Raw genomic sequence first — 20,354 nt, 5'->3', positions numbered from 1 at the left:
TTTGGGTTGCTTTTTCGTTGGGTGGGCGTTGGTTTTTTTCTTCCGCGGTCTTCTTTCCCCCCCCTTTGTGTGTTCCCCCCCCCCCCTTATTGTTTCCCCGTTGGACTGTACGAGGTGCAGTGAACACGTCGGTGGTGGCCCGAGTGGCAACTGGCCGACCACGTACCGCGACCGCGATCACGCAGGATAGAAGCATGGCTCACCGGCAACGCACCCCCGCCTCGACCGACGCCCCCGGTGAACGGGCAGACAAGACCTGCGCCTCGTGCGGCCGGCGCATCCAGTGGCGGGCCAAGTGGGCCCACAACTGGGATGCGGTGAAGTACTGCTCGGCCGCCTGCCGCACGCACGGTGTCAACAAGACTGACCTCCGGCTCGAAGAGACCATCCTGACGCTGCTCGACGCGCGGGCGCAGGATGCCACGATCTGTCCGTCCGACGCGGCGCGGGCGATCGGCGGCGAGGCATGGCGTGACCTGATGGAGCCGGCCCGGCGAGCTGCTCGGCGCATGGTCGCCCGAGGTGAACTGCAGATCACGCAGGGCGGGTCCGTGGTCGATCCGTCGACCACGAAGGGGCCGATCCGGTTGCGCCGGCCGCGGTAGGGCCCTGCCCCGCTGTGGGGGCATTTCACTAGGAGAGTCGCTGGCGAGCGGGCAATACAGTGGCGGTGCCACATCCGTTTCGATGTGGTGAACTCTGACCCAAAGGATCCCCATGGAAACCGCTGCCATCACCTCCTGGACATTCGTCTCCGAGGCTCCGATCCCGGCTGATGTAGAGCCCATGCTTGTTCCCGGGGAGAAGGCGATCGCCGCGTACAAGACGTTCCGGGACAGCGCGATTTTCACGACCAAGCGTCTCATCGTGCGGGATGCGCAGGGGATCACCGGCAAGAAGGTGGAGATGTACTCGCTCCCTTATTCCAGCGTGAACATGTGGTCGTCGGAGAACGCCGGGTCGCTCGACACTAATGGTGAGATCGAGCTGTGGACCCGCGCCGGTCACATCAAGATCAAGGTGGGCAAGGCCGTAGACGTTCGGGCCCTCGATCGCCTCATCACCCACGCCGTGCTCGGCGCTGAGCTGGCGATCGTCTAACGTCACCCGGCAGCGCAAGGTCCCGCTGGTTCGAATGACCTCGTGACCTGAGGAATCGCCGTCCGGGCGGCCGCCGGGTCGCTAGGTTTAGCCCATGACCTCAGCCGCTGAAGTGCACACGTCGCCCGCCGTCACCGCCGTGGTTCGTGACGCTGCTCGACCCGTCGGTTCGGATCAGCGGCAAGGCGATGACGGCCCGCACCCGGGTGGACTACCTCGGTGCGCCAGGCGGGGCCAGCGTTATTCGGCTGGTGCCCCTGGTGCGATCGTTCAGCGTGAACGGTCAGCAGCATCTGGCCACGGGCAGCGTGCGGGTGGTGGCCAGCGGACCGGTGTCGGTGGCGTTCGAGGTGTTTCTGCAGGGCATCTGGGCCCGGCAAGAGCACACCTCCCTGTTCGCCCCGATCGCCGCTGACACCGACGAGGACGCTGAGCGGTGGGCGGCCGCGAGCACCGCGTTGACCCTGGAGCTCGCCCACCCGCTCGAGGTCCCGACCGGCGAGGACGAAACCTCTCTGGAGTACCTCGCCGCCGACCTGGCGAAGGGGCTCGCGGAGCGCTCCCGCAACGCCGCGGCCGATCTCCGTGAAATTCGGTACGCGCTGGAACTGGAGTTGGCCGAGACCAGCACCCGGACCACCGCGCACGGGTCGCAGGCATCCGTGGTGTCGGCGCTGCTGCAGCTCGGCATCATCTGCGGTCGTGCCGCGGACAGCACCCGGGAGGCCGTGCGCGAGGGGCTCTGGGTGCATCTCACCGACTCGCCGGCGTACCACGCGCACCGGGTGCTGCTGAATCCGGCCATCGTCACCCATCTCGCGCCGGCCACCGTGCTCACCCGACCGTGGATGCGCCTGCACGACGCGGCGATCCGGCAGTGCACCGAACTGGGCAGCCAGTTGACTGCCGAATCGGTGGCGGTGCACGCGCTGCTGTCGGCCGCCGCGTCGGTGTCGAGCTCGCGCGAAGCGGATGCCCAAACCAGCTTCAACACGCTGGCCGCGGTGGCGTCGCTGGGCCTGGGCATCCCGGCGCTGGTGCTGGCCCTGTACGGGGCCGACCGGCTGCTGCCCCTCGACACACTGCCCCGGCAACTGGCGTTCCTGCCCGTGGCCGCCGGACTGGTGTTCGCCACGGTGCTCGCGATGCGGCGCTCGCCGCGGGGCGAGCACCGCCGGGTGTGGATCGTGGGGGCGGCGGCGACGCTCACGGCGTTGCTCGGGCCGCTGGTCATCGCCGGGGTCATTGCGCCGTCATGAAACGGGGCACGAACGCGATTGACCGGCGAACTGCGGTCGCGCAACTGCTCGAGGCGGAAGCCCTTTCGATGTCGTCTCCAGCGGCGGTATTTCGGCTTGGTGTACATCGTCGATAGGTTGGGCCCATGTTCAGTGCTCTGGGGATTCTCATCTACCTGCTCGTCGTCGCGCTTGCCGCGTTCGCTCTGTTCTGGGTCATCCGACTCGGCGTGCGGTTCGGGCTGAGGGATCACGCCACCTGGCTGAAGACCGAAACCCCGCGCCCGCCCGAGTGACCGCACCGGCCTCGTTGCGACGCGGTCCGGCACCGTTGCACGGCTCGAGCACCGCCCGGCCCTTGCCGTTTGGCGAGGTCTGGGTGTCAATTGGTTGCAACGGTGCGAGACAACGACGTCGGGAGCTGGTCATGTCGGGCAAACAGGATGCGTCACCAGGGGCGAGCCGGGGCGGCGCGGAGCAACGGCGGGCATCCGCATCGGCGGCCCCGGTTCGGGATCCGGGGAAGATCCGCAACGTGGCGCTGGTGGGCCGCTCGGGCGGCGGCAAGACCCTGCTCGCCGAGGCGCTGCTCACGGCCACCGGCGCCCTCACCCGGATGGGGTCGATCGAGGCCGGCAGCACGGTGAGCGACACCGACCCGTCCGAGATTCACCAGCAACGCTCCGTGACCCTCTCGGTGCTGCCGCTGGCCGTCGGCGACCTCACGGTGAACCTGCTCGACACCCCGGGCTACGCCGACTTCATCGGCGAACTGCGAGCCGGGCTGCGGGCAGCGGATGCGGCACTGTTCGTGGTCTCGGCCGTGGACGGCGTCGACGCGGCCACCACCGCGCTCTGGGCGGAGTGCGAGCGAGCCGGGATGCCGCGCGCCGTGGTGATCAGCCGGGTCGACCATCCGCGGGCCGCGTATGAGGCGGTGCTCGCGGAGTGCCGCGAGAGCTTCGGGCCGGCGGTGCTGCCGCTGGCCGTGCCGATGCTCACCGGCGGCGCCGTGACCGGGCTGCTCAACCTGCTCACCGGCACGGTGTCGGTGAGCGCGGGCGAACCCAGCTCGAGCCTTCGCGAGCGACCGGCGACCGCTGCTGAACTCAGCGAGACGGGGCCGGCCCGGGCCGCGCTGCTCGAGGGGATCATCGCCGAGAGCGAGGACGAAACCCTGATGGAGCGCTATCTCGGTGGCGCAGACATCGCCAGGGACATCCTGGTTGCCGACCTGGAGATCGCAGTGGCTCGGGGCAGCTTCTACCCGGTGCTGGCGACATCCGCCGAGACCGGGGTGGGCCTGAGCGAACTGCTGGAGCTGCTGACCGGTGCGTTCCCGTCGCCGCTGGAGCGGGCGCTGCCCACGGCGACCGACCTGGACGGCCGGCCGGTGAAACCGTTGGCCTGCGACCCGTCCGGCCCGCTGGCGGGGGAGGTCGTGCGCACCACCATCGACTCGTTCCTCGGCCGGGTCTGCCTGGTGCGCATCTTCTCCGGCACCATCCGGGAGGACTCCATCGTGCACATCGGCGGGCACGGGCTCACCGAGCGCGGCCATGTAGATCACGACAGCGACGAACGGGTCACGCACCTGCAATCCCCGCTCGGGGCGACCCTGCGACCCGTGCCGTTCTGTGTGGCGGGCAACATCTGCGCGCTCACCCGGCTCACCGACGCCGAGACCGGCGACACCGTCTCCGACCGGGAGAACCCCCTGTTGGTGGCGGCCTGGGAGATGCCGGAGCCGCTGATGCCGGTGGCGGTGGAGGGCGAGGCGCACAGCGACGACGACGCGCTGGCCAAGAACCTGGGCAAGGTCGCGGCCGTCGACCCGACGCTGCGGGTGGAACACAACGCCGAAACGCATCAGCTGGTGCTCTGGTGCATGGGCGAGGCGCACGCCGAGGTGGTGCTGGACCGGCTGCGCGCCCAGGGTGTGCACGTGCGCACCGTGGAGGTGATCACCCCGCTGCGGGAGACCTTCGCCGCCCCGGCCACCGCCCGGGGCCGGTACGTCAAGCAGTCCGGCGGGCACGGCCAATTCGGCATCTGCGACATCGAGGTGCAGCCGCTGGAGCGCGGCGCCGGCTTCGAATTCGTGAACAGGGTGGTGGGCGGCGCGGTGCCCAAGCACTACATCGAGTCGGTGGAGAAGGGCGTGCGGGCGCAGATGGCCAAGGGTGTGGCGGCGGGCTTCCCCGTGGTGGACATCCGGGTGACGCTGGTGGGCGGCAAGACGCACAGCGTCGACTCGTCGGATGCCGCGTTCCAGGCCGCCGGAGCGCTGGCGCTGCGGGAGGCCGCGGCGGCGAGCCGGATCCAGTTGCTGGAGCCGGTTTCCGCGGTGACGATCGCCGTGCCCGACGCCTACGTGGGCCCGGTGATGACCGACCTGTCCACCCGCCGGGGCCACATGACCGGCACGGCCGCGGTGGGCGCGGAGCGCACCGAGATCAGCGCCGAGATTCCGGATGCCGAGCTGCTGCGGTACGCCATCGAGCTCCGGGCCCTCACCGCGGGCAGCGGGGTGTTCCGGCGCGGCTACCTGCGGCACGAGCCGGTGCCGGCCAAGGTGGCTTCGGCCGCCGCGCACGCCTGAGGCGCCGCCCAGTCTCACCGGGATGGGTGGCCCACTTCTGCTAGTTGGAGGGCGGTTGTGACTAGCGAAAGTGGGCCAGTCATGGTGGGGGCTGGGCCGGCTCTGACGGGGATGGGTGGCCCATTTTTGCTAGTTGCGAGGCGTGCGCGACTAGCGAAAGTGGGCCAGTCATTGCGGGGCGGGCGGGCTATTGTGGCGCGCGGGCGGTTTCGAGGAGGAGGGCGATGGCGGGCGTGGCGAACAGCGCGAAGGCGATCAGGTTGAGGAAGACGGTGACCCAGAATACGGAGCGGAAGCTAACCTTTTGGGTTTTGTGCCGCAGCGTCTGCTGGGCGACGATGGCACCCGGCCAGCCGCCGATGACGCCGAGCAGCAGCAGAGTCTGCTCCGAGACCCGCCAGCGCCGGTTGGTGGCCGCGGACTTGTCGGCCGCGTAGACGAGAAAGCAGACGATACTGGCGCCGAGGTAGAGACCCGCGACCCAGAGCGGGATCGGCCAGAGCGCGTTCACCACGAGGTAGCCGAGCACGAACAGGAGGATAGGGAGGTAGCTCGCGGGGCCTGAGCGCTGGGGCGACGCGCTTGAGCGCTTGGGTGAGGTGCCGCGGCGCGCTGGCGACGGCATCCGTTGCCCGGCTACCTGCACCCGTGTGGCCCGACGCTTGCCGTCTGCCGAGCGCTCGACCTCGAACGAGAGCGCCTCGCCCAGCTGCGGTCTCGTCGGCCGGGTGGGGAACGACTTGATGTGCACGAAGGTCTTGTCGGATCCCTGCGCGGCGGTGATGAAGCCGAAGCCGCGGTCGTCGTCCCAGGAGGTCAAGGTGCCGTGCACGCGCTCAGTTCGGGAACCCATGGCTTCGAGCGTAACGGGCGCCCGCACCGGGCAACGACGGGGGCGGTGCCCAGCGGGCCGTCGAAGAGCACCTCGCGGAGAGGTATGCGGGGTACGCGCCGCTATGCGCCTGGCGCGCCACGCGCATACCGGCGCCTTGCCCGCGCACGTCGCCATCCACCGCTCGGCGGTGCCGGATCAGAGCCAAAAAGGTGCCAGAGCGGGGCCGGATCGGCAAGGTCAGAGCCAACCCACCCGACCGGCCAGATTCGATCAGAGCGCGAAGGCCAGGATGCCCATTACCAGGCAGGCGCCCAGGATGTAGAGGGTGTTGCGGGCGGTGGAGCGCAGCACCGGTTGGCGCAGCCGCCGGGCGAGGAGCGCCACGGGGAGCGCGGCGGCCGTGAGCACGAGGAGCAGGCCGGCGGCTCCGATGATGGTGGCGAAGACCTCCTCGCCGTCATTCGAGTTGGGGTCACCCTGCCACCACCCGTTCGTGTCGCCGATGGCCTGGATGCCCAAGCCCAGGAAGAGCACCGGCCAGAACGCGATGGCGACGGCGATCAGGTCGATCGCCACGACCAGCGCGACGAACAGCGGTCGGGGGTTCTGGGGGCCGGGGCGCGGCACGGTTCCGTTCACGGGTGCGACCTTCCGGTGATGCCTGAGGCGGGCTCGCCGGCATCCCACCGACTGTACCGGTGCTCGCCGCGCTGCACCCGGTCCCAGAGCCGCTTGGCCACGATGCCGCCGGCGCCGAACGGAGCGAACGTGCGCGTGGCCGTCCAGCTGCGGCCATCCGCCGCGAGCACCTCGGTGTCGAGCCGGGAGGGGTTCTCGGCGGGCCGCACGTGTTCGAGCACCCGGCCGTGCACCGCGGCGTCGAGAAACTCCCGCACCAGGGCCACGTCGGTTGCCGGCAGCCGCCAGCTGCCGTCGCCGACCTGCACGGTGATGCCGTCGTCGTGCTCGTCCTCGCTGCGCAGCCAACGGATGGCCGCCGCCTCCGCCCGGCTCGGCTCCAGGGTCATTGCGGACCTGCCGGTGGCCCGGGTGGAGCGGGCCAGGTGGGCGTAGCGTCGCGCGGCGTCGTCGGCGAGGGCTTCGAGCAGCAACCCGACCGGGTCGCCCATGCGGAGCCGGTTGCGCTCGATGGTGCGTGCCTGGTCTGCCTGGCGAGCAATCGCCTCGGCGCTGAGGGTGTGCGCCGGCAGCTCGGTGCCGGGCGGAACGTCGAGCAGCACCCGGTACTCACTGAAATCGAGCTCGTCGGGATCGCCGACGGTGTTGAGCGGGTGCGACTCTGGCGCGGAGAGATCGGCGGTGTAGGTGCCGGACAGGCCGGGTGCCGGGATGCGGGGATAGCGGATCCCGGTGATCGCCACGACGGTGCCGGTGACCTTCCAGTGCGGCACGTCGGCCGGTGTCTGGTCGTGGTGCTCCTCCACGAACCGGGCGGCGGTGCCGGGCTGCGGGTCGGCGGCGTGCGAGGCGTTCGGCTCAGCGGCGAGGATGTTCCAGGTCGCCGGCTCGCCGACCTGGAACGGGCTGCCGCAGCAGTCCTGTTCCCAGCCCACGATGACGACCTCGATCTCCATGGCCTCAGCCTAGAGCCGCCGAGCCCACGAGCCGCCGGGCCGCTCTGAGCAACCGCGAGCGCCGCCCGCGCCCGCTGACTACCGCCGCTTGCTCACGAGGGTGCCGAGGGCCGCGAGCACGGCGACGGCGAAGGTGCCGAGGGCGATGACCTGGGTGGGGTTGCGCTTGTAGGCGGCGGTGACCTTGTCGACGGCATCCGCGGCGAACTTGCGCACGGCGGTCACGGTGGAGCCGGCGTTGTCGTCGAAGTCCCGAATGATGGCCTTGGCGCTCGTCACGGTGTCGTCGAGGGCGTGCCGGGCCTGCTCGGTGATCTCGCCGGCCTTGGTGACGGTGTCTTCGACGAGGTCGTGGGCCTGCTGGGCGGTCTTGTCATTCATGGGGGTTCCTTTCAACGAAACGAAACGGGCACGAGGCGATGACCTGCCTCACCTCTAAGAGGGGCACGCTCGGGCATTCGTCACGAAGTGGACCGGAATTGCCAGAAACGGCCGGCCGCACCCCCGGCGCTCAGACCGTCCAGTCCGTGGCCTCGAGCCGCACCCTGTCGCCGCGGAACCTGTCGAAGACCATCTGGATCGGCTCGCCGTCGCTGGAGAAGTAGGTCATCTCGCGCACGATCAGCGGCACCCCCTCGGCCACGCCGAGCACGCGGGCGGTGTGGGCGTCGGCGATGTCGCTGCCGATCGAGACCAGCACCTCCCCGGGCGTCATGCCGAAGAACGAGGTGATGGTGTCGACCATCGTCACCGGGCCGCTCAGATCCCTCGGGTCGCCCAAGATGCGGGTGGAGAAATACGCCGTGCGGATGCCGATGACCTCGCCGGCGGTGCTGAAGGTGTTCTCCACCATCCGCAGGCTCGGCTCGTCGAGGGCCAGGCGTTCGCGCACCAGCGGGAAGTTGGGCACCTCGCGTTCCTCGATGACGGTGATCAGGATGTCGTTGCTGTCGGAGCTGATATCCGTCAGGGGCACGCTCACGCCGATGTGGCTCACCTTCGTGCCCACCCGGCGGCGGCGTTCCACGAAGCCCGAGTCCCGCAGCTGGGTGAGGGCCGCCCGCACCGACCCGCGGCTGGTGCTGAACAGCAGCATGAGGTCTTCTTCGGCGAGGGGATCGTCTGGCGCGATGTGGCCATCCCGGATCGACGACGTGATGAGGTCGCGAACCCGTCGTGCGCTGATCTGCCGGCCGTAGGCCGACCCCCCTTTGGAGCGGGGATGCTCGTTGTCCTGTGCCATCGCGGTGCCTTCGGTGTGTGCGGGTGCGGTGCGTGCCCGGGGGAGCGTGTCGGCGGCTGGTACCCGGCTTGATCAGGTTACCGTCAACGGCCCTGAACGGACCGCCCGTTCGGGGGGTAGTCGCGTAACAGATTTCGGATATGCACTCTGCTCAGCATTTTAACCGGGCCGAAGCCCTCGTTCAGGTCGCGCAATGCGGGAGTTACCGCGAATGTCATGGCCGGAAACGTTGCCCCTGAATAGTTGACCCCGTCGCAACGAACCGGTTCTCGGTTCAGGTTCTCCAGCGGCAGAAACCCGGAAGGCGATAGCGATGACCGTACAGGCACCAGCCAGACGGCAGGGATCCCCAGCGAAAGTGACCGGCCCCACCGTCGGGACGGAACCGAGCCCCAGCCCGGCCCCCACGCGTCGGTCGGCGGTGACCGTGTTCTGGTTCCTGCGCCCGGTGCTGCTCACCTTCGTGAACTTCCTGGTGTTCGTGGTCGCCGCGTTCTTCCTGGTCAAGCTCATTCCCGGCGACCCGGTGGTCACGGCCACCGGCGGCCGGCTCACCGGCGACGCCCTCGAAGCGGCCCGCGCCTCCTACGGCCTCGACGGGGCCTGGTACACCCAGCTCGGCAGCTACCTCAGCCAGCTGATGAACTTCGACCTCGGCACCTCCATCGCCACCGGCCGCCCGGTGGCCCAGGACTTCGCCTCCCGGGTGCCCGCCACCCTGGAGCTCGTGCTCTGCGGCCTCGTCTTCGCCTGCATCGCCGCGGTGCTGTTGTCGCACTTCGTGGTCACGCACCGCAAGTTCCGCCTGGCCCGGGTGCTCACCTCCTACGCCCGGTCGGCCGGGGCGCTGCCCGAATACGTGCTCGGCATCGCCTTCCTCTTCGTCTTCTACGCGGTGCTGCACTGGGCGCCGGCGCCGTCGGGCCGCCTGGATGCGTTCCTCATCTCGCCGCCGCAGGTCACCGGCTTTCCGATGCTGGATGCGTTGCTGGCCGGCGACGGCGCCGCGTTCAGCTCCTACGCCCAGCACCTGGTGTTGCCGGTGATCGTCATGGTGGTGGCGCACACGCCGATCCTCATGAAAATGCTGATCCTCAGCCTCGACGCGGCCATCGACGACCCGGCCACCAAGTTCAGGGTCGCCTCCGGCGCACCCCGGCGGGTGGTGCTCGCCAGCATCTACCGCCGGGCGCTGCCCTCCGGCGTCGCCATGCTGGGGATGCTCTTCGGCCTCCTCCTCGGCGGGGCGGTGGTGCTCGAGGCCCTGTTCGGCCTCGGCGGCCTCGGCCAGTACGCGGTCGACTCGGTCAACTCCTCGGATGTCTTCGCGCTGCGGTCGTTCCTCATCGTCGTCGCGGCGATGTGCCTGGTGATCTACCTGCTGGTGGACATCATCACCATGCTCCTCGACTCGAGGCGAATCCCCGGCATCGGGGGAAAGGACGCGTGATGTCTCTCACCACTCCCACGGCGGTCTCCAACCGCGCCATGCGCAACGTCTTGCCGGAGCGCACCACGCACCGGTTCTCCGAACGCACCCGACTGGTGCTGCACCTCATCCCGTTCGCCATCGTGCTGCTCTTGGCCGTCGCGGGCCCGTGGATCGTGCCGCAGAGCCCCACCACCGTGGTGGGCGCCAACTCGTCGCCGCCCACCGCGGAGTTCTGGTTCGGCACCGACTCGAACGGGCTCGACGTGTTCTCCCGCACCTTCGCGGCCTTCCGGCTCGACATCACCATCGCCATCTGCGTCACCGTCATCGCCACCGGTGTCGCCCTGATCGTGGGCCTGATCTCGGGAATGTACGAGTCCCGCCGCGGCCTGCTCGGCATCGCGGCCCGGCTGCTCGGCCGCATCGTCGACCTGGTCCAGTCCATCCCGGTGATGATCGCCGGGCTGGTGATCGTGTCGTTCTTCGGCCGGAACGCCCTGGTGATCACCATGTCGCTGGCCATCGTGCTCATCCCGTTCCAGGCCCGGCTGATGCGCACCGAGGTGCTCCGCACCCGCTCCGACGGCTACCTCGACGCCGCCCGCATGTCGGGGGAGTCGGAGTGGCAGATCCTGCGCCGGCACGTGCTGCCCAACTCCGCCGGCCCCACCATCGAGAACTCCTCGGCGATCTTCGGTATGGCCATCATCTTCAGTGCGGCGCTCGGCTTCCTCGGCGTGGGCATCCCGGTGCCGGCGGCCGAGTGGGGCAGCATGCTCGCCCTCGGCGCACCGGATGCCGCGGTGGGCCGCTGGTGGCCCGTGCTGTTCCCCGCCGTGGCGCTGGCCTTCTCGGTCTGGTCGGCGTCCGTGCTGGTCGCCGGCCTCACCAACCGGTCCCGAGGCACCCGGCACTGAGCCGCCCCACTCTTTTCCGTCCACCCCCTCACCCCCGTCGCTGTAACCCGAATGGAGACTCCACGCCCATGAAACACCCCTCACGCGCCTTCGCGGCCGTTGCCCTCGCCGCGGCAGGCGCCTTGATCCTCACCGGATGCTCCACCTCGAGTGCCAACAACAACGCGGCGGGAACCTTCGTCATCGTGACGGCGGCCCAGCCGTCCAGCTTCAGCTACGAGACCAGCGCCACCGGGTACGAAGCCGCCGAGTTCTTCCAGAACACCGGCTCCACGCTGATCAAGAACCCCTACATCGACGGGGAGGGCGGCGACGCCCGGCACCAGGACCTCTACGACTTCGAACCCGTTCTGGCCTCGAGCTACGAGGTGAGCGACGACCAACTCACCTACACGTTCAACCTGAACACCGACGCGGTCAGCACGGCCGGCAACAACCTCACGGCCGACGACGTGGTGTTCTCCATGCAGCGGAAGTTCAAGACCGCCACCAGCATCGTCAGCTTCATCAGCGCCCCCGCGCTCACCGACGTGGACACCCAGGTGGTGAAGATCGACGACGAGACCGTGAGCTTCACCGTCGCCGACTCCGCCTACGGCTTCACACTGCTGTCGCTGTTGGCCAACACGCCGTACAACATCTACGACTCCACGGTGCTCACCGAGCACGCCACCCCCGAGGACCCCTACGGCGTGGTCTGGTCGCAGACCAACGCCAACTTCGGCTTCGGCGCCTACGCCCTCACCGACTACACCCCGGGTGAGCAGATGATCTACACGGCGAACGAGGGCTACGTGCTCGGTGAACCGGCCGTGGGGCGCATCGTGCAACGGGTGGTGTCCGACGCCGGCCAGCGCTCCAACCTGGTTCGCAGCGGTGACGCCCAGATCGCCACCCAGCTGCGCCCGGCCGACCAGGTCGACCTGGCCGAGGCGGATGCCGCGCAGGTGTTCGATGTGGCCTCCAACGCGTTCGTCTTCATGCCGTTGCTCACCACCGCAGCGCCGTTCGACGACGTGGAGGTGCGCAAGGCACTCGCCCTGGCGGTGCCCTACGAGGACATCATGAGTGACGTCTACCGGGGCCGGCTCTCGGAGATCCCCTCGATGCTCGACAGCGCGGCCCCCGGCTTCGACGGCGACGGCCTCGCGGCCAACACCACCGACGCGGCCGCGGCCAAGCAGATGCTGGAAGCCGCCGGGTACACCGAGGACGTGGCCTTCACCATCACCGTGAACAACGCCGTGCCCGACCTGCAGGAAACCGCGGTGGCCATCCAGTCCGCCGCGAACGAGGCCGGCTTCGACGTCACCATCGACGCGGTCAACTCCTCGGCGTTCCAGGAGGGCCTGGCCGCCAAGACGTTCCAGGCCTCGATGGGCCGCGACTACGCCGTGGTGCAGTCCGCGCCCTACGTGCTGTCGCTGTTCTACACGCCGGGCTCCCCGATCAACTGGCCCGACTTCGACAACGCCGCCCTGAACGACGCGATCGCCGCGGGCAACGCCGCCGGTGACCCGCTGGCCGACGCCGCCGGTGCCCAGTGGAACGCCGCGCAGAAGGTCTTGCAGAGCGAGATGCCCACCATCTACATCGGCTACGTGCAGCCGCTGAACGCCTTCGCCCCGAACGTGGACGGCTACGCCTTCCGTACCGACAACGTCATCGACTACGCCGAACTGAGCCTGAGCGGCGAGTAGCCGGCGCGGCTCGAAGGGACAACCATGATCGACACCACCACAACCACGCCCGTGCTGCGGGTGCAGGACCTCACGGTGCGCTACGGCAACATCGTCGCGGTGCACTCCGCCAACCTCGAAGTGCGCCGCGGCGAGCGGGTGGCCGTGGTGGGCGAGTCCGGGTCGGGCAAGACCAGCCTGGCGAACGCCATCGCCGGCTTTCTCGACCCGCTCGCCGGCGAGGTGGATGCCGCCACGCTCGAGCTCGACGGCGTGCCCTTGTCGCGAAGCGGCGAGCAGGAGCGCATCCCACGGCGCACCCCCGGCCTGTCGATGGTGTTCCAAGACGCCATGAGCTCGCTCGACCCGGTCTGGTCGATCGGCAGCCAGCTGATCGCCGTGCTGCGCGAGACGGAGAAGGTGGGCAAGAAGCAGGCCACCCAGGATGCGCTGCAGTGGCTGCGCGAAGTGGGCATCACTGACCCGGAGCGGGTGATGGGCGCCAAACCGCACGAGCTCTCCGGCGGCATGCGGCAGCGGGTGATGATGGCCATCGCGCTGTCGTCCAAGCCCAGCCTGCTGATCGCCGACGAACCCACCAGCGCGCTGGATGCCTCCCTCGCGGTGGGCGCGATGCAGCTGATGGTCGACCTGGCCGAGCGGGTGGGCACGGCGGTGCTGATCATCACCCACGACATCGAGCTCTGCCGCCGGTTCACCGACTTCGTCGTGGTGATGTACCACGGCGAGATCGTGGAACAGTTGCGCTCCAGCGAGCTGGACAACGCCACGCATCCGTACACCCGCGGACTGCTGGCCTGTGTGCCCACCCTGCGTTCGGCCCGGCTCGACCAGCTGCCCACCCTGGAGTCGGTGCGCGCCGAGGCCGAGGAGCAGGCCGCATGAGCGAGGTGCGCATCGAATGCGCGAATGTGCGCAAGAGCTACGGGCGCAAGGTGGCCGTGCGGGATGTCTCCTTCGTCGTGGAGCCGGGCGACCGGGTGGGGATCGTCGGCGAGAGCGGCTCGGGCAAGTCGACCATGGCCAAGATCGTGGTGGGTCTGGAGAAGCCCACCGCCGGGTCGGTCACCATCAACGGCCGCGACCTCGGCTCGCTGATGTCCACCAGGGCCGGGGTGCTGGAGTACCGCCGGGCGGTGCAACTCGTGGCGCAGGACACCACCTCCACCTTCGACCCCCGGCACACGATTCGGGAGGCGCTGCGGGTTCCCGCGCAGCTGCTCGGCGGCCACGATGTGGTCGGCGCCGACCAGGCCATCGCCGAGATCACCCAGGAGCTCGGCATCACCCCGGCCCTGCTCGAGCGGTATCCGCGGGAGCTCTCCGGCGGGCAACGGCAACGGATGTCGATCGCGCGAGCCCTCGTCGTGCGGCCGGGCCTCCTGGTCTGCGACGAGGCCGTGAGCGCGCTGGACGTGTCGGTGCAGGGCGTGGTGCTCAACCTGCTCAAGCGCTACTCGGTGGGGCATGGGGCCGGGCTGCTGTTCGTCTCGCACGGGCTGCCGGCCACGGCTTTTCTCACCCGCAAGCTCGTGGTGATGAACCAGGGCGAGGTGGTGGAGAACGGCCCCACCCTGAGCGTGCTCGAGACCCCGCAGCATCCGTATACCCAGACCCTCGTGGCCGCCTACGAGGCCATCGAAGGGCAGACCGCGGCGTAACCGCGGTCCGTTGATTTTCGTTTCACACCTCACTACAAGAACTGGAGTACATATGTTCCACCTCGGATGGTTTCTCGGCTCAGGATTCGGCATTCAGCCGTGGAGTGCTACCAACGGCGACGGCCCCTGGGCCGGCTCGAATGTGACCGACTGGATGAAGCCGGACATCTACATCGACCTCGCCCAGAGCCTGGAGCGGGCCGGTTTCGACTACATCCTGATCGAAGACACGGCGATGGTGGAAGACAGCTACAACGGCACCGCCGAGGCCAGCCTCCGCCGAGGCTTCATGGCCCCGAAGAACGACCCGATGCCCCTGGTACCGCTGATCACCGGTGCGACCAAGCACATCGGGGTCATCCCGACGGTTTCCACCATCCAGTACCCGCCGTACCTCGCGGCCCGGCTGTTCACCACCCTGGACCACCTCACCAACGGTCGGGTGGGCATGAACGTGGTCACCTCGGTGACCGACCGGGTGGCGCAGAACTTCGGTTACGAGCGGCACCTCGAGCACGACGAGCGCTACATCATGGCGATGGAGTGGGTGGACGTGGTGCAGCAGCTGCAGGACAGCTGGAAGGAAGGCGCCGTGATCGCCGACGCCGAGGCCGGCGTCTACGCCGATCACACCAAGGTGCAGCCGATCAACTTCGAGGGCACCTACTTCAAGTCCCGTGGGCCGCTGAACACCATTCCCGGGCCGCAGCGGCTGCCCCCGATCTGCTCGGCCGGCAGCTCGGAACTCGGCCGCGAGCTGGCCGCCCGCTACGACGACACCATGATCTCCATGGTGAAGAGCGGCGCCGCCGGCAAGATCTACCGCGACGACATGCGGAACCGCGTGGCCTCGTTCGGCCGCAACCCCGACGACGTGAAGTTCCAGTTCCTGGCCACCCCCGTGATCGCGGCGACCGACGCCGAAGCAGAGGAGCAGGCCGCCGCGCAGAAGGCCCGGATGGCCTCGGACAAGGCGATCGAGTACAACCTGTGGAACATGTCGTACACCTCGGGTGGGCGCATCGACTTCGGCGGCATCGACCCCGACACCCTGGTGTCAGACATCGACCTGTCGAAGCAGAACGGCGAGCACACCTCCATCCTCAACCTGTTCGAAGGGTCGGAGGGAAAGACCCTGCGCGAGGTCGTGGCGTCGTCGTACCAGATCACCGACATGGGCCTGGTCGGCAGCCCCGACACCGTCGCCGGCAAGATGGGTGACCTGATGGACGAGATCGGCGGCGACGGCTTCCTGATCTACCTGCCCACCACCCGGATGAACATGGCCCTGGTCTCCGATGGTCTGGCGCCGGCGCTCCGCCGTCGCGGCCTCATCCGCGACGAGTACACCGGCAAGACCCTGCGGGAGAACCTGCTGGCCTTCTAGGCGCAGTGGTTGCGGCGGATGGCACCGGCCCGGGGGAGGGCTGGTGCCGTTCGTGTGTGCGGGTGTGCGGGTGTGCGGGGTGCACGGTGTGTGCGCGGAGTGCACGGCGTGTGGGGTGCGTGCGGTCTGGGGCGCGTGCGGTCTGGGGCGCGGATGTCGTCGCGGACGCTAGGCGGGGTAGGCGCCGCTATGCGGGTGGCGCGCCACCCGCATAGCGGCGTGTGACCCGCCTACCTCAAGAACCGTCCGCCTGCGCCTGCCAGATCACCCGCAGCACGTCGATCACGTCGTCGGCGTCGGCGCCGGCCGCGTCGGCCTCGGCGACGAGATCGCGGATGCGCCGCACCACGGCCCGGGGCAGCACGGCCGCCGATTCGGCCACGCGGGTTCCGGCCGCGGTGCGGGTGACCACGAGTCCGTCGCGCTCGAGCAACTTGTAGGCCTTGGCCGCGGTGCCGGGGGCCACCCCGAGGTCGCTGGCGGTCTGGCGCACGGTGGGCAGGCGCTCGCCGGCGCCGAGCTGGCCCGAGACAATCAGGCCCCGGAACTGGCGGTAGATGTCGAGAGCCGGACTCGACTCATCCGTGAGCGGCGAGGTGGGGCGGGCGCTCATCGCACGGTCTCCGGCGTGCTGCTGCGCTCGGCGCGCTCACCCTGGCGCCGCACGACCGGGCGGCGCAGCATCCGGAGTGCCGCGACGAGCAGCAGCGCGAACGCGAGGATCTCCAGCCCGGGAGCCAGCCAGCGGGCGGCGCTCGCGAACTCCGCGTACTGCCAGACCATGTCGTAGGTGGTGCTCTCGGCGTTGCTGCCGACCGTCAACTGCGACATCGAGCCGTAGCGGCCGATGAAGCGAAACGCGCCGCCGAGGGCCAGCAGCGTGGCGGCCGTGGCGATGGCGACGACGCCGGAGGCGACCCGGCTGCGCATGCTGCGTTCCGCGGCCACGGTCTCGGGGCGCAGGTAGGGCCGGTGAGCGTTCTGGCGCAGCGCCGACCAGGTCACGAGGGCCACGGCCGCCAGGCAGAGCAGCACCGGCAGCCCGTAGGCCCAGCCGTAGAACCAGGGCCGGAGCGGTTCGAGCTGGGTGTTCGGCACGGGAATCTCGAGGTAGATGAAGCGGCCGCGGTCGTCGGCCGACGAGGCCAGCCCGGCCGCGAGGGTCGTGACGAGCAGTGCGAGGCACGCGGCGGCGGCGCCGACCAGGCCGCCGCGGGGTGCGAAGCTCAGCCAGGTGCGGCGGCTGGTGGGCAACACCGGTTGATCCGGCCGGTGACTGCCCGTGGTCCAAATGAGCGCCAGAACCACGGTGAGGCAGACGAACGCGGTGAACAACGGGGTCGCGTACTGCCACCACTCCACGACGTCGACCAGGTTGAGCAGGTAGCCGCGCACGATGTTCTCGGCGGCGTAGACGACGATCACCACGATCGCGCCGATGCCCACGGCCAGGCGTTCGGGCCGGTGGCGCTCGGCGACCGCGGGCAGCGTGGTGCCGCGGGCGGCCGCGCCGGTAAGCCGGTGCCGCAGCCCCGGCAGGAGAAGGCCGCCGGCGACCAGGAGCACGGCCACGATCAACGAGAACAGCGGCAGCGAGAATGCGGCTGCGGCGAGGTCGATTGGGCCGACGGCGGCAAGGGGGTGGGTGAGGGTGTGAGCGAGGGGGTGCTGCGACATGAGCGCCTCTTTCAATTGTTGTGCCACATGTCTAACACAAGTTGTAGCATTCTGCGAGTACAAGTTTGGGCGTGCGGGCGCAGGTGCCGGATGCTCGGAGCGTGTCGGAGGTGCCTGATAGCGTCGCGGGCATGACAGCTCATCAGATCACCCTCGGCGCCTTCAACCTCGAAGCGCAGAACCCGGCGGCCCTCGCCGGCTTCTGGGCAGCCGTGACCGGCGCCACTCCGTCGCCCGGAGGCGAGAGCGTCTATCTGCCGGCGAGCCCGGGCGGATTCGCGATGTTCTTCCAGCCCCGCACCGCTCCCCGGCCCGAGCACCAGGCCTCACACCTCGACCTCACCGTGCCGTGGGGCTCACGCCAGGCGGAGGTCGACCGGCTGGTGGGACTGGGCGCCACCTTCAAGTGGAACGTGCTCGAGGAGCATCCGCACGTGCAGTGGACCACCCTGGCCGACCCCGAGGGCAACCTGTTCTGCGTGGCCGAGCACCCGCCGGCAGACCCGCAGTAGGCCCGCGCGGCCGATGGCGCCGTCGAACCAGGGTGCGCGCCACGTGGCGTGCCCGGGGTGGCGCGCAACCGTGGGAGCGGCAATGATCGCACTCGAAAGGGGAGTCGATGGTGGCAGTGCGGAGCGCGGGCATCCTGCTGTACAGGGTGACGGAGGCGGGGCTGCAGGTGTGGATCGCCCACATGGGCGGGCCGTTCTGGGCGCGCAAGCATGCCGCCGCCTGGTCGATCCCCAAGGGCGAGTACGAGCCTGGGGAGGACCCGTTCGTGGCGGCGCGGCGCGAGTTCGCGGAGGAGATCGGGGTGGCGCCGCCGGCGGTGGACTATGCGCTGCTGGGGGAGTTCCGGCAGCCGTCGGGCAAGCTCGTGACGGTGTTCACGGCCGAGGCCGACCTTGCCGTGGAGCGGCTGGTGAGCAACACGTTCGCGGTGGAGTGGCCTCGCGGGTCGGGGATCGTGCGCGAGTTCGCCGAGGTGGATGACGCCCGCTGGGTGGGCATCACCGAGGCGCGGGTGAAGCTGGTGCGCGGGCAGGTGCCGGTGCTGGATGCCCTGGTGGAGCGGCTGGGCCGGATCTGAGGTCAAGGCGCCCGGGTCGTGGCGTGCGCGGATGCGCGTGTGCGACGGTAGGCGGGTCAGGCGCTGTCCCTCGGCCGTGCGCGGATGCCCGTGTGCGGCGATGGGCGGGCCAGGCACCGGCCCTGGGCCGTGCGCGGATGCCCGTGTGCGGCGGTAGGCGGGCCACGCGCCGCTATGCGGGTGGCGCGCCACCCGCCCAGCGGCGCGTAGCCCGCAGAGCTCGAAAAGGACCGGTGGCTACCGCAGCGCTGTGGGGCCGAAGGTCCCGGCTCGGTCGGCACCGGTGGAGCCTGTAGGAGTATCGTCGAAACAATGACTACCATCGCGCAGCCTGAATCAGAGCTCCCGCAGGACGACCACCGGTTCTTCGGTCAGCCCCGCGCGCTGGCCAGCATCTTCGGCGTCGAGATGTGGGAACGCTTCTCCTTCTACGGTATGCAGGGCATCCTGCTGCTCTACTTGTACTACTCCGCGGCCGATGGCGGCCTCGGTATTCCGCAGGCCACCGCGGCGGGCATCGTCGGCGCGTACGGCGGAGCGGTCTACCTGTCCACGATCCTGGGCGCCTGGATCGCCGACCGGCTGGCCGGCTCGGAACGGGTGCTGTTCGTCAGCGCCTTCATCATCATGATCGGCCACATCGCCCTGGCTTTGATCCCGGGCGTCGCCGGCGTGATCGTGGGTCTGATCCTGATCGCGCTGGGCAGCGGTGGCCTCAAGGCCAACGCGACCTCGGTGGTCGGCACCCTGTACCGCAAGGAAGATCCCCGCCGCGACGCCGGTTTCTCGCTGTTCTACCTCGGCATCAACCTGGGTGCCTTCTTCGGTCCGATCCTCACCGGGCTGCTGCAGTCCACCATCGGTTTCCACTACGGCTTCGGCCTGGCCGCCGTGGGAATGGCGATCGGTCTCACCCAGTATGCGTTCGGGCGCAAGCGTCTGCCCGACTCGTCCCGTGAGGTTCCCGACCCGCTGCCGCGCAGCCGCTACATGCCCTACGCTCTGATCGCCGCGGCGTTCATCGTGCTCATCGTGGTGCTGGTGCTCACAGGCGTCATCACGGCCACGAACCTGGTGACCATCGTGATCGGCGTGACGATCGTGGCATCCGTGTCGTACTTCATCGTGATTCTCAGCAACAAACACATCTCCGCGGTGGAACGGAAGCGCGTCTACGCGTTCATCCCGCTCTTCATCGCGAGTGTGGCGTTCTGGTCGCTCTACCAGCAGCAGTTCACCGTCGTGACGATCTACTCCGACCTGCGCCTGGACCGGGTGCTCTTCGGCTGGGAGATGCCGGTGTCGTGGGTGCAGTCGATCAACCCGGTGTTCATCATCGTGCTGTCGGGCGTCTTCGCCGCGATCTGGACCAAATGGGGCGCGAAGCAGCCGTCCACCCCCGTGAAGTTCGCCTTCGGCACCGCGATCATGGGCCTGGCCTTCCTGCTCTTCCTGCCCTTCGCCGGCGGAGCGGCGAACTCCACTCCGCTGCTGGCGATGATCGGCATCCTGTTGATCTTCACCGTCGCCGAGCTGTTGCTGTCGCCGGTGGGACTGTCGGTCTCCACGAAGCTCGCGCCCGACCTGTTCAAGACGCAGATGGTTGCGCTGTTCTTCCTCTCGGTGGCCCTCGGCACCGCCATCTCGGGCCTGCTGGCCGAGTGGTACGCGGTGGCCCCCGAGCAGCTGTACTTCGGGGTGCTCGGCGGCATCGCCATCGTGCTCGGCGTCATCCTGGCCGCGTTCACCAAGCCGATCCTGCGGCTGATGAGCGGGGTTCGCTAGCTCGTTGCCTCGCGCAGCGGCGTGTGCCCCGCGCTTTGAGGCTATGCGGGCAAGGCGCCGGTATGCGGGTGGCGCGCCACCCGCATACCGG

The 20,354-nt window shown here is 69.3% G+C and carries 21 protein-coding genes; 14 read left to right on the top strand and 7 right to left on the bottom strand.

The features are described 5' to 3' along the window. The first annotated feature begins 194 nt into the window (after positions 1-194). The 5 genes from ACEN2M_RS18475 to ACEN2M_RS18455 all read left to right on the top strand — a co-directional run bounded on the left by ACEN2M_RS18475 (position 195) and on the right by ACEN2M_RS18455 (position 4,941). Positions 195-605 carry a DUF3253 domain-containing protein gene (locus ACEN2M_RS18475; RefSeq protein ID WP_441649605.1) on the top strand — a complete coding sequence of 137 codons (411 nt, stop codon included), beginning with the start codon at positions 195-197 and terminating at the stop codon, positions 603-605. A 112-nt stretch (positions 606-717) separates the two neighbouring features. Then, on the top strand, positions 718-1,101 hold the full coding sequence (locus ACEN2M_RS18470; RefSeq protein WP_441649604.1) for a PH domain-containing protein: 384 nt from the start codon (positions 718-720) through the stop codon (positions 1,099-1,101). 146 nt (positions 1,102-1,247) lie between these two features. Further along, positions 1,248-2,360, top strand: coding sequence for a hypothetical protein (locus ACEN2M_RS18465; protein WP_441649603.1), 1,113 nt, complete (start codon positions 1,248-1,250; stop codon positions 2,358-2,360). A 125-nt stretch (positions 2,361-2,485) separates the two neighbouring features. After that, a complete protein-coding gene (locus tag ACEN2M_RS18460) occupies positions 2,486-2,635 on the top strand; it encodes a hypothetical protein (RefSeq protein ID WP_441649602.1) in 150 nt (49 codons plus the stop codon). A 131-nt stretch (positions 2,636-2,766) separates the two neighbouring features. Further along, positions 2,767-4,941, top strand: a complete 2,175-nt coding sequence (locus ACEN2M_RS18455) for an elongation factor G-like protein EF-G2 (RefSeq protein WP_441649601.1) — start codon at positions 2,767-2,769, stop codon at positions 4,939-4,941. A gap of 187 nt (positions 4,942-5,128) precedes the next feature. Here the strand turns inward: ACEN2M_RS18455 and ACEN2M_RS18450 are convergent, their stop codons facing one another. The 5 genes from ACEN2M_RS18450 to ACEN2M_RS18430 form a co-directional block, all read right to left on the bottom strand. Continuing rightward, positions 5,129-5,794, bottom strand: coding sequence for a DUF1294 domain-containing protein (locus ACEN2M_RS18450; RefSeq protein ID WP_441649600.1), 666 nt, complete (start codon positions 5,792-5,794; stop codon positions 5,129-5,131). A 252-nt stretch (positions 5,795-6,046) separates the two neighbouring features. Continuing rightward, complete coding sequence (locus ACEN2M_RS18445; protein WP_441649599.1) at positions 6,047-6,415, bottom strand: hypothetical protein; 369 nt, start codon at positions 6,413-6,415, stop codon at positions 6,047-6,049. Then, the gene (locus ACEN2M_RS18440; protein ID WP_441649598.1) at positions 6,412-7,371 is read right to left on the bottom strand and encodes a DUF6578 domain-containing protein; all 960 of its coding nucleotides are present in this window, start codon (positions 7,369-7,371) and stop codon (positions 6,412-6,414) included. Before ACEN2M_RS18440 ends, ACEN2M_RS18445 begins: the two co-directional genes overlap by 4 nt. Before the next feature lie 78 nt (positions 7,372-7,449). Beyond that, complete coding sequence (locus ACEN2M_RS18435) at positions 7,450-7,752, bottom strand: hypothetical protein (RefSeq protein WP_441649597.1); 303 nt, start codon at positions 7,750-7,752, stop codon at positions 7,450-7,452. A gap of 130 nt (positions 7,753-7,882) precedes the next feature. Then, on the bottom strand, positions 7,883-8,614 hold the full coding sequence (locus ACEN2M_RS18430; protein WP_441649596.1) for a GntR family transcriptional regulator: 732 nt from the start codon (positions 8,612-8,614) through the stop codon (positions 7,883-7,885). A gap of 358 nt (positions 8,615-8,972) precedes the next feature. Between ACEN2M_RS18430 and ACEN2M_RS18425 the strand changes: the two genes are divergently transcribed. From ACEN2M_RS18425 to ACEN2M_RS18400, 6 genes are all read left to right on the top strand, one after another. After that, entirely contained in the window at positions 8,973-10,064 is a 1,092-nt protein-coding gene (locus ACEN2M_RS18425) for an ABC transporter permease (RefSeq protein WP_441649595.1), read from the top strand. Then, the gene (locus ACEN2M_RS18420; RefSeq protein ID WP_441649594.1) at positions 10,064-10,963 is read left to right on the top strand and encodes an ABC transporter permease; all 900 of its coding nucleotides are present in this window, start codon (positions 10,064-10,066) and stop codon (positions 10,961-10,963) included. Before ACEN2M_RS18425 ends, ACEN2M_RS18420 begins: the two co-directional genes overlap by 1 nt. Positions 10,964-11,031: 68 nt before the next feature. Further along, a complete protein-coding gene (locus tag ACEN2M_RS18415) occupies positions 11,032-12,663 on the top strand; it encodes an ABC transporter substrate-binding protein (protein ID WP_441649593.1) in 1,632 nt (543 codons plus the stop codon). Positions 12,664-12,687: 24 nt separating this feature from the next. Continuing rightward, positions 12,688-13,548: an ABC transporter ATP-binding protein gene (locus ACEN2M_RS18410; protein WP_441649592.1), complete on the top strand. Its 861-nt coding sequence runs from the start codon at positions 12,688-12,690 to the stop codon at positions 13,546-13,548. Beyond that, on the top strand, positions 13,545-14,324 hold the full coding sequence (locus ACEN2M_RS18405; RefSeq protein WP_441649591.1) for an ABC transporter ATP-binding protein: 780 nt from the start codon (positions 13,545-13,547) through the stop codon (positions 14,322-14,324). The genes ACEN2M_RS18410 and ACEN2M_RS18405 overlap by 4 nt, the downstream gene beginning before the upstream one ends. A 52-nt stretch (positions 14,325-14,376) precedes the next feature. Then, positions 14,377-15,711 (top strand): NtaA/DmoA family FMN-dependent monooxygenase, encoded by a 1,335-nt coding sequence (locus tag ACEN2M_RS18400; RefSeq protein ID WP_441649590.1) that lies wholly within the window; start codon positions 14,377-14,379, stop codon positions 15,709-15,711. Between the two features lie 235 nt (positions 15,712-15,946). On the opposite strand, the gene ACEN2M_RS18395 is transcribed toward ACEN2M_RS18400, so the two are convergent. Next, positions 15,947-16,324 (bottom strand): GntR family transcriptional regulator, encoded by a 378-nt coding sequence (locus tag ACEN2M_RS18395; protein ID WP_441649589.1) that lies wholly within the window; start codon positions 16,322-16,324, stop codon positions 15,947-15,949. Beyond that, positions 16,321-17,388: a hypothetical protein gene (locus ACEN2M_RS18390; protein WP_441649588.1), complete on the bottom strand. Its 1,068-nt coding sequence runs from the start codon at positions 17,386-17,388 to the stop codon at positions 16,321-16,323. The genes ACEN2M_RS18395 and ACEN2M_RS18390 overlap by 4 nt, the downstream gene beginning before the upstream one ends. A gap of 131 nt (positions 17,389-17,519) precedes the next feature. Here ACEN2M_RS18390 and ACEN2M_RS18385 point away from each other — a divergent pair, with 131 nt between their 5' ends. The 3 genes from ACEN2M_RS18385 (at position 17,520) to ACEN2M_RS18375 (ending at position 20,263) form a co-directional block, all read left to right on the top strand. Next, the gene (locus tag ACEN2M_RS18385; RefSeq protein ID WP_441649587.1) at positions 17,520-17,900 is read left to right on the top strand and encodes a VOC family protein; all 381 of its coding nucleotides are present in this window, start codon (positions 17,520-17,522) and stop codon (positions 17,898-17,900) included. A gap of 110 nt (positions 17,901-18,010) precedes the next feature. Further along, positions 18,011-18,478, top strand: coding sequence for an NUDIX domain-containing protein (locus tag ACEN2M_RS18380; RefSeq protein WP_441649606.1), 468 nt, complete (start codon positions 18,011-18,013; stop codon positions 18,476-18,478). Positions 18,479-18,790: 312 nt separating this feature from the next. Beyond that, complete coding sequence (locus ACEN2M_RS18375) at positions 18,791-20,263, top strand: peptide MFS transporter (protein WP_441649586.1); 1,473 nt, start codon at positions 18,791-18,793, stop codon at positions 20,261-20,263. Positions 20,264-20,354: the final 91 nt, after the last annotated feature.

Origin of the sequence: Cryobacterium sp. W22_MBD10_FK3, from assembly GCF_052113745.1 — a bacterium.
GTDB lineage: Bacteria > Actinomycetota > Actinomycetes > Actinomycetales > Microbacteriaceae > Cryobacterium.
This window is presented reverse-complemented; position numbering and strand designations above follow the sequence as displayed.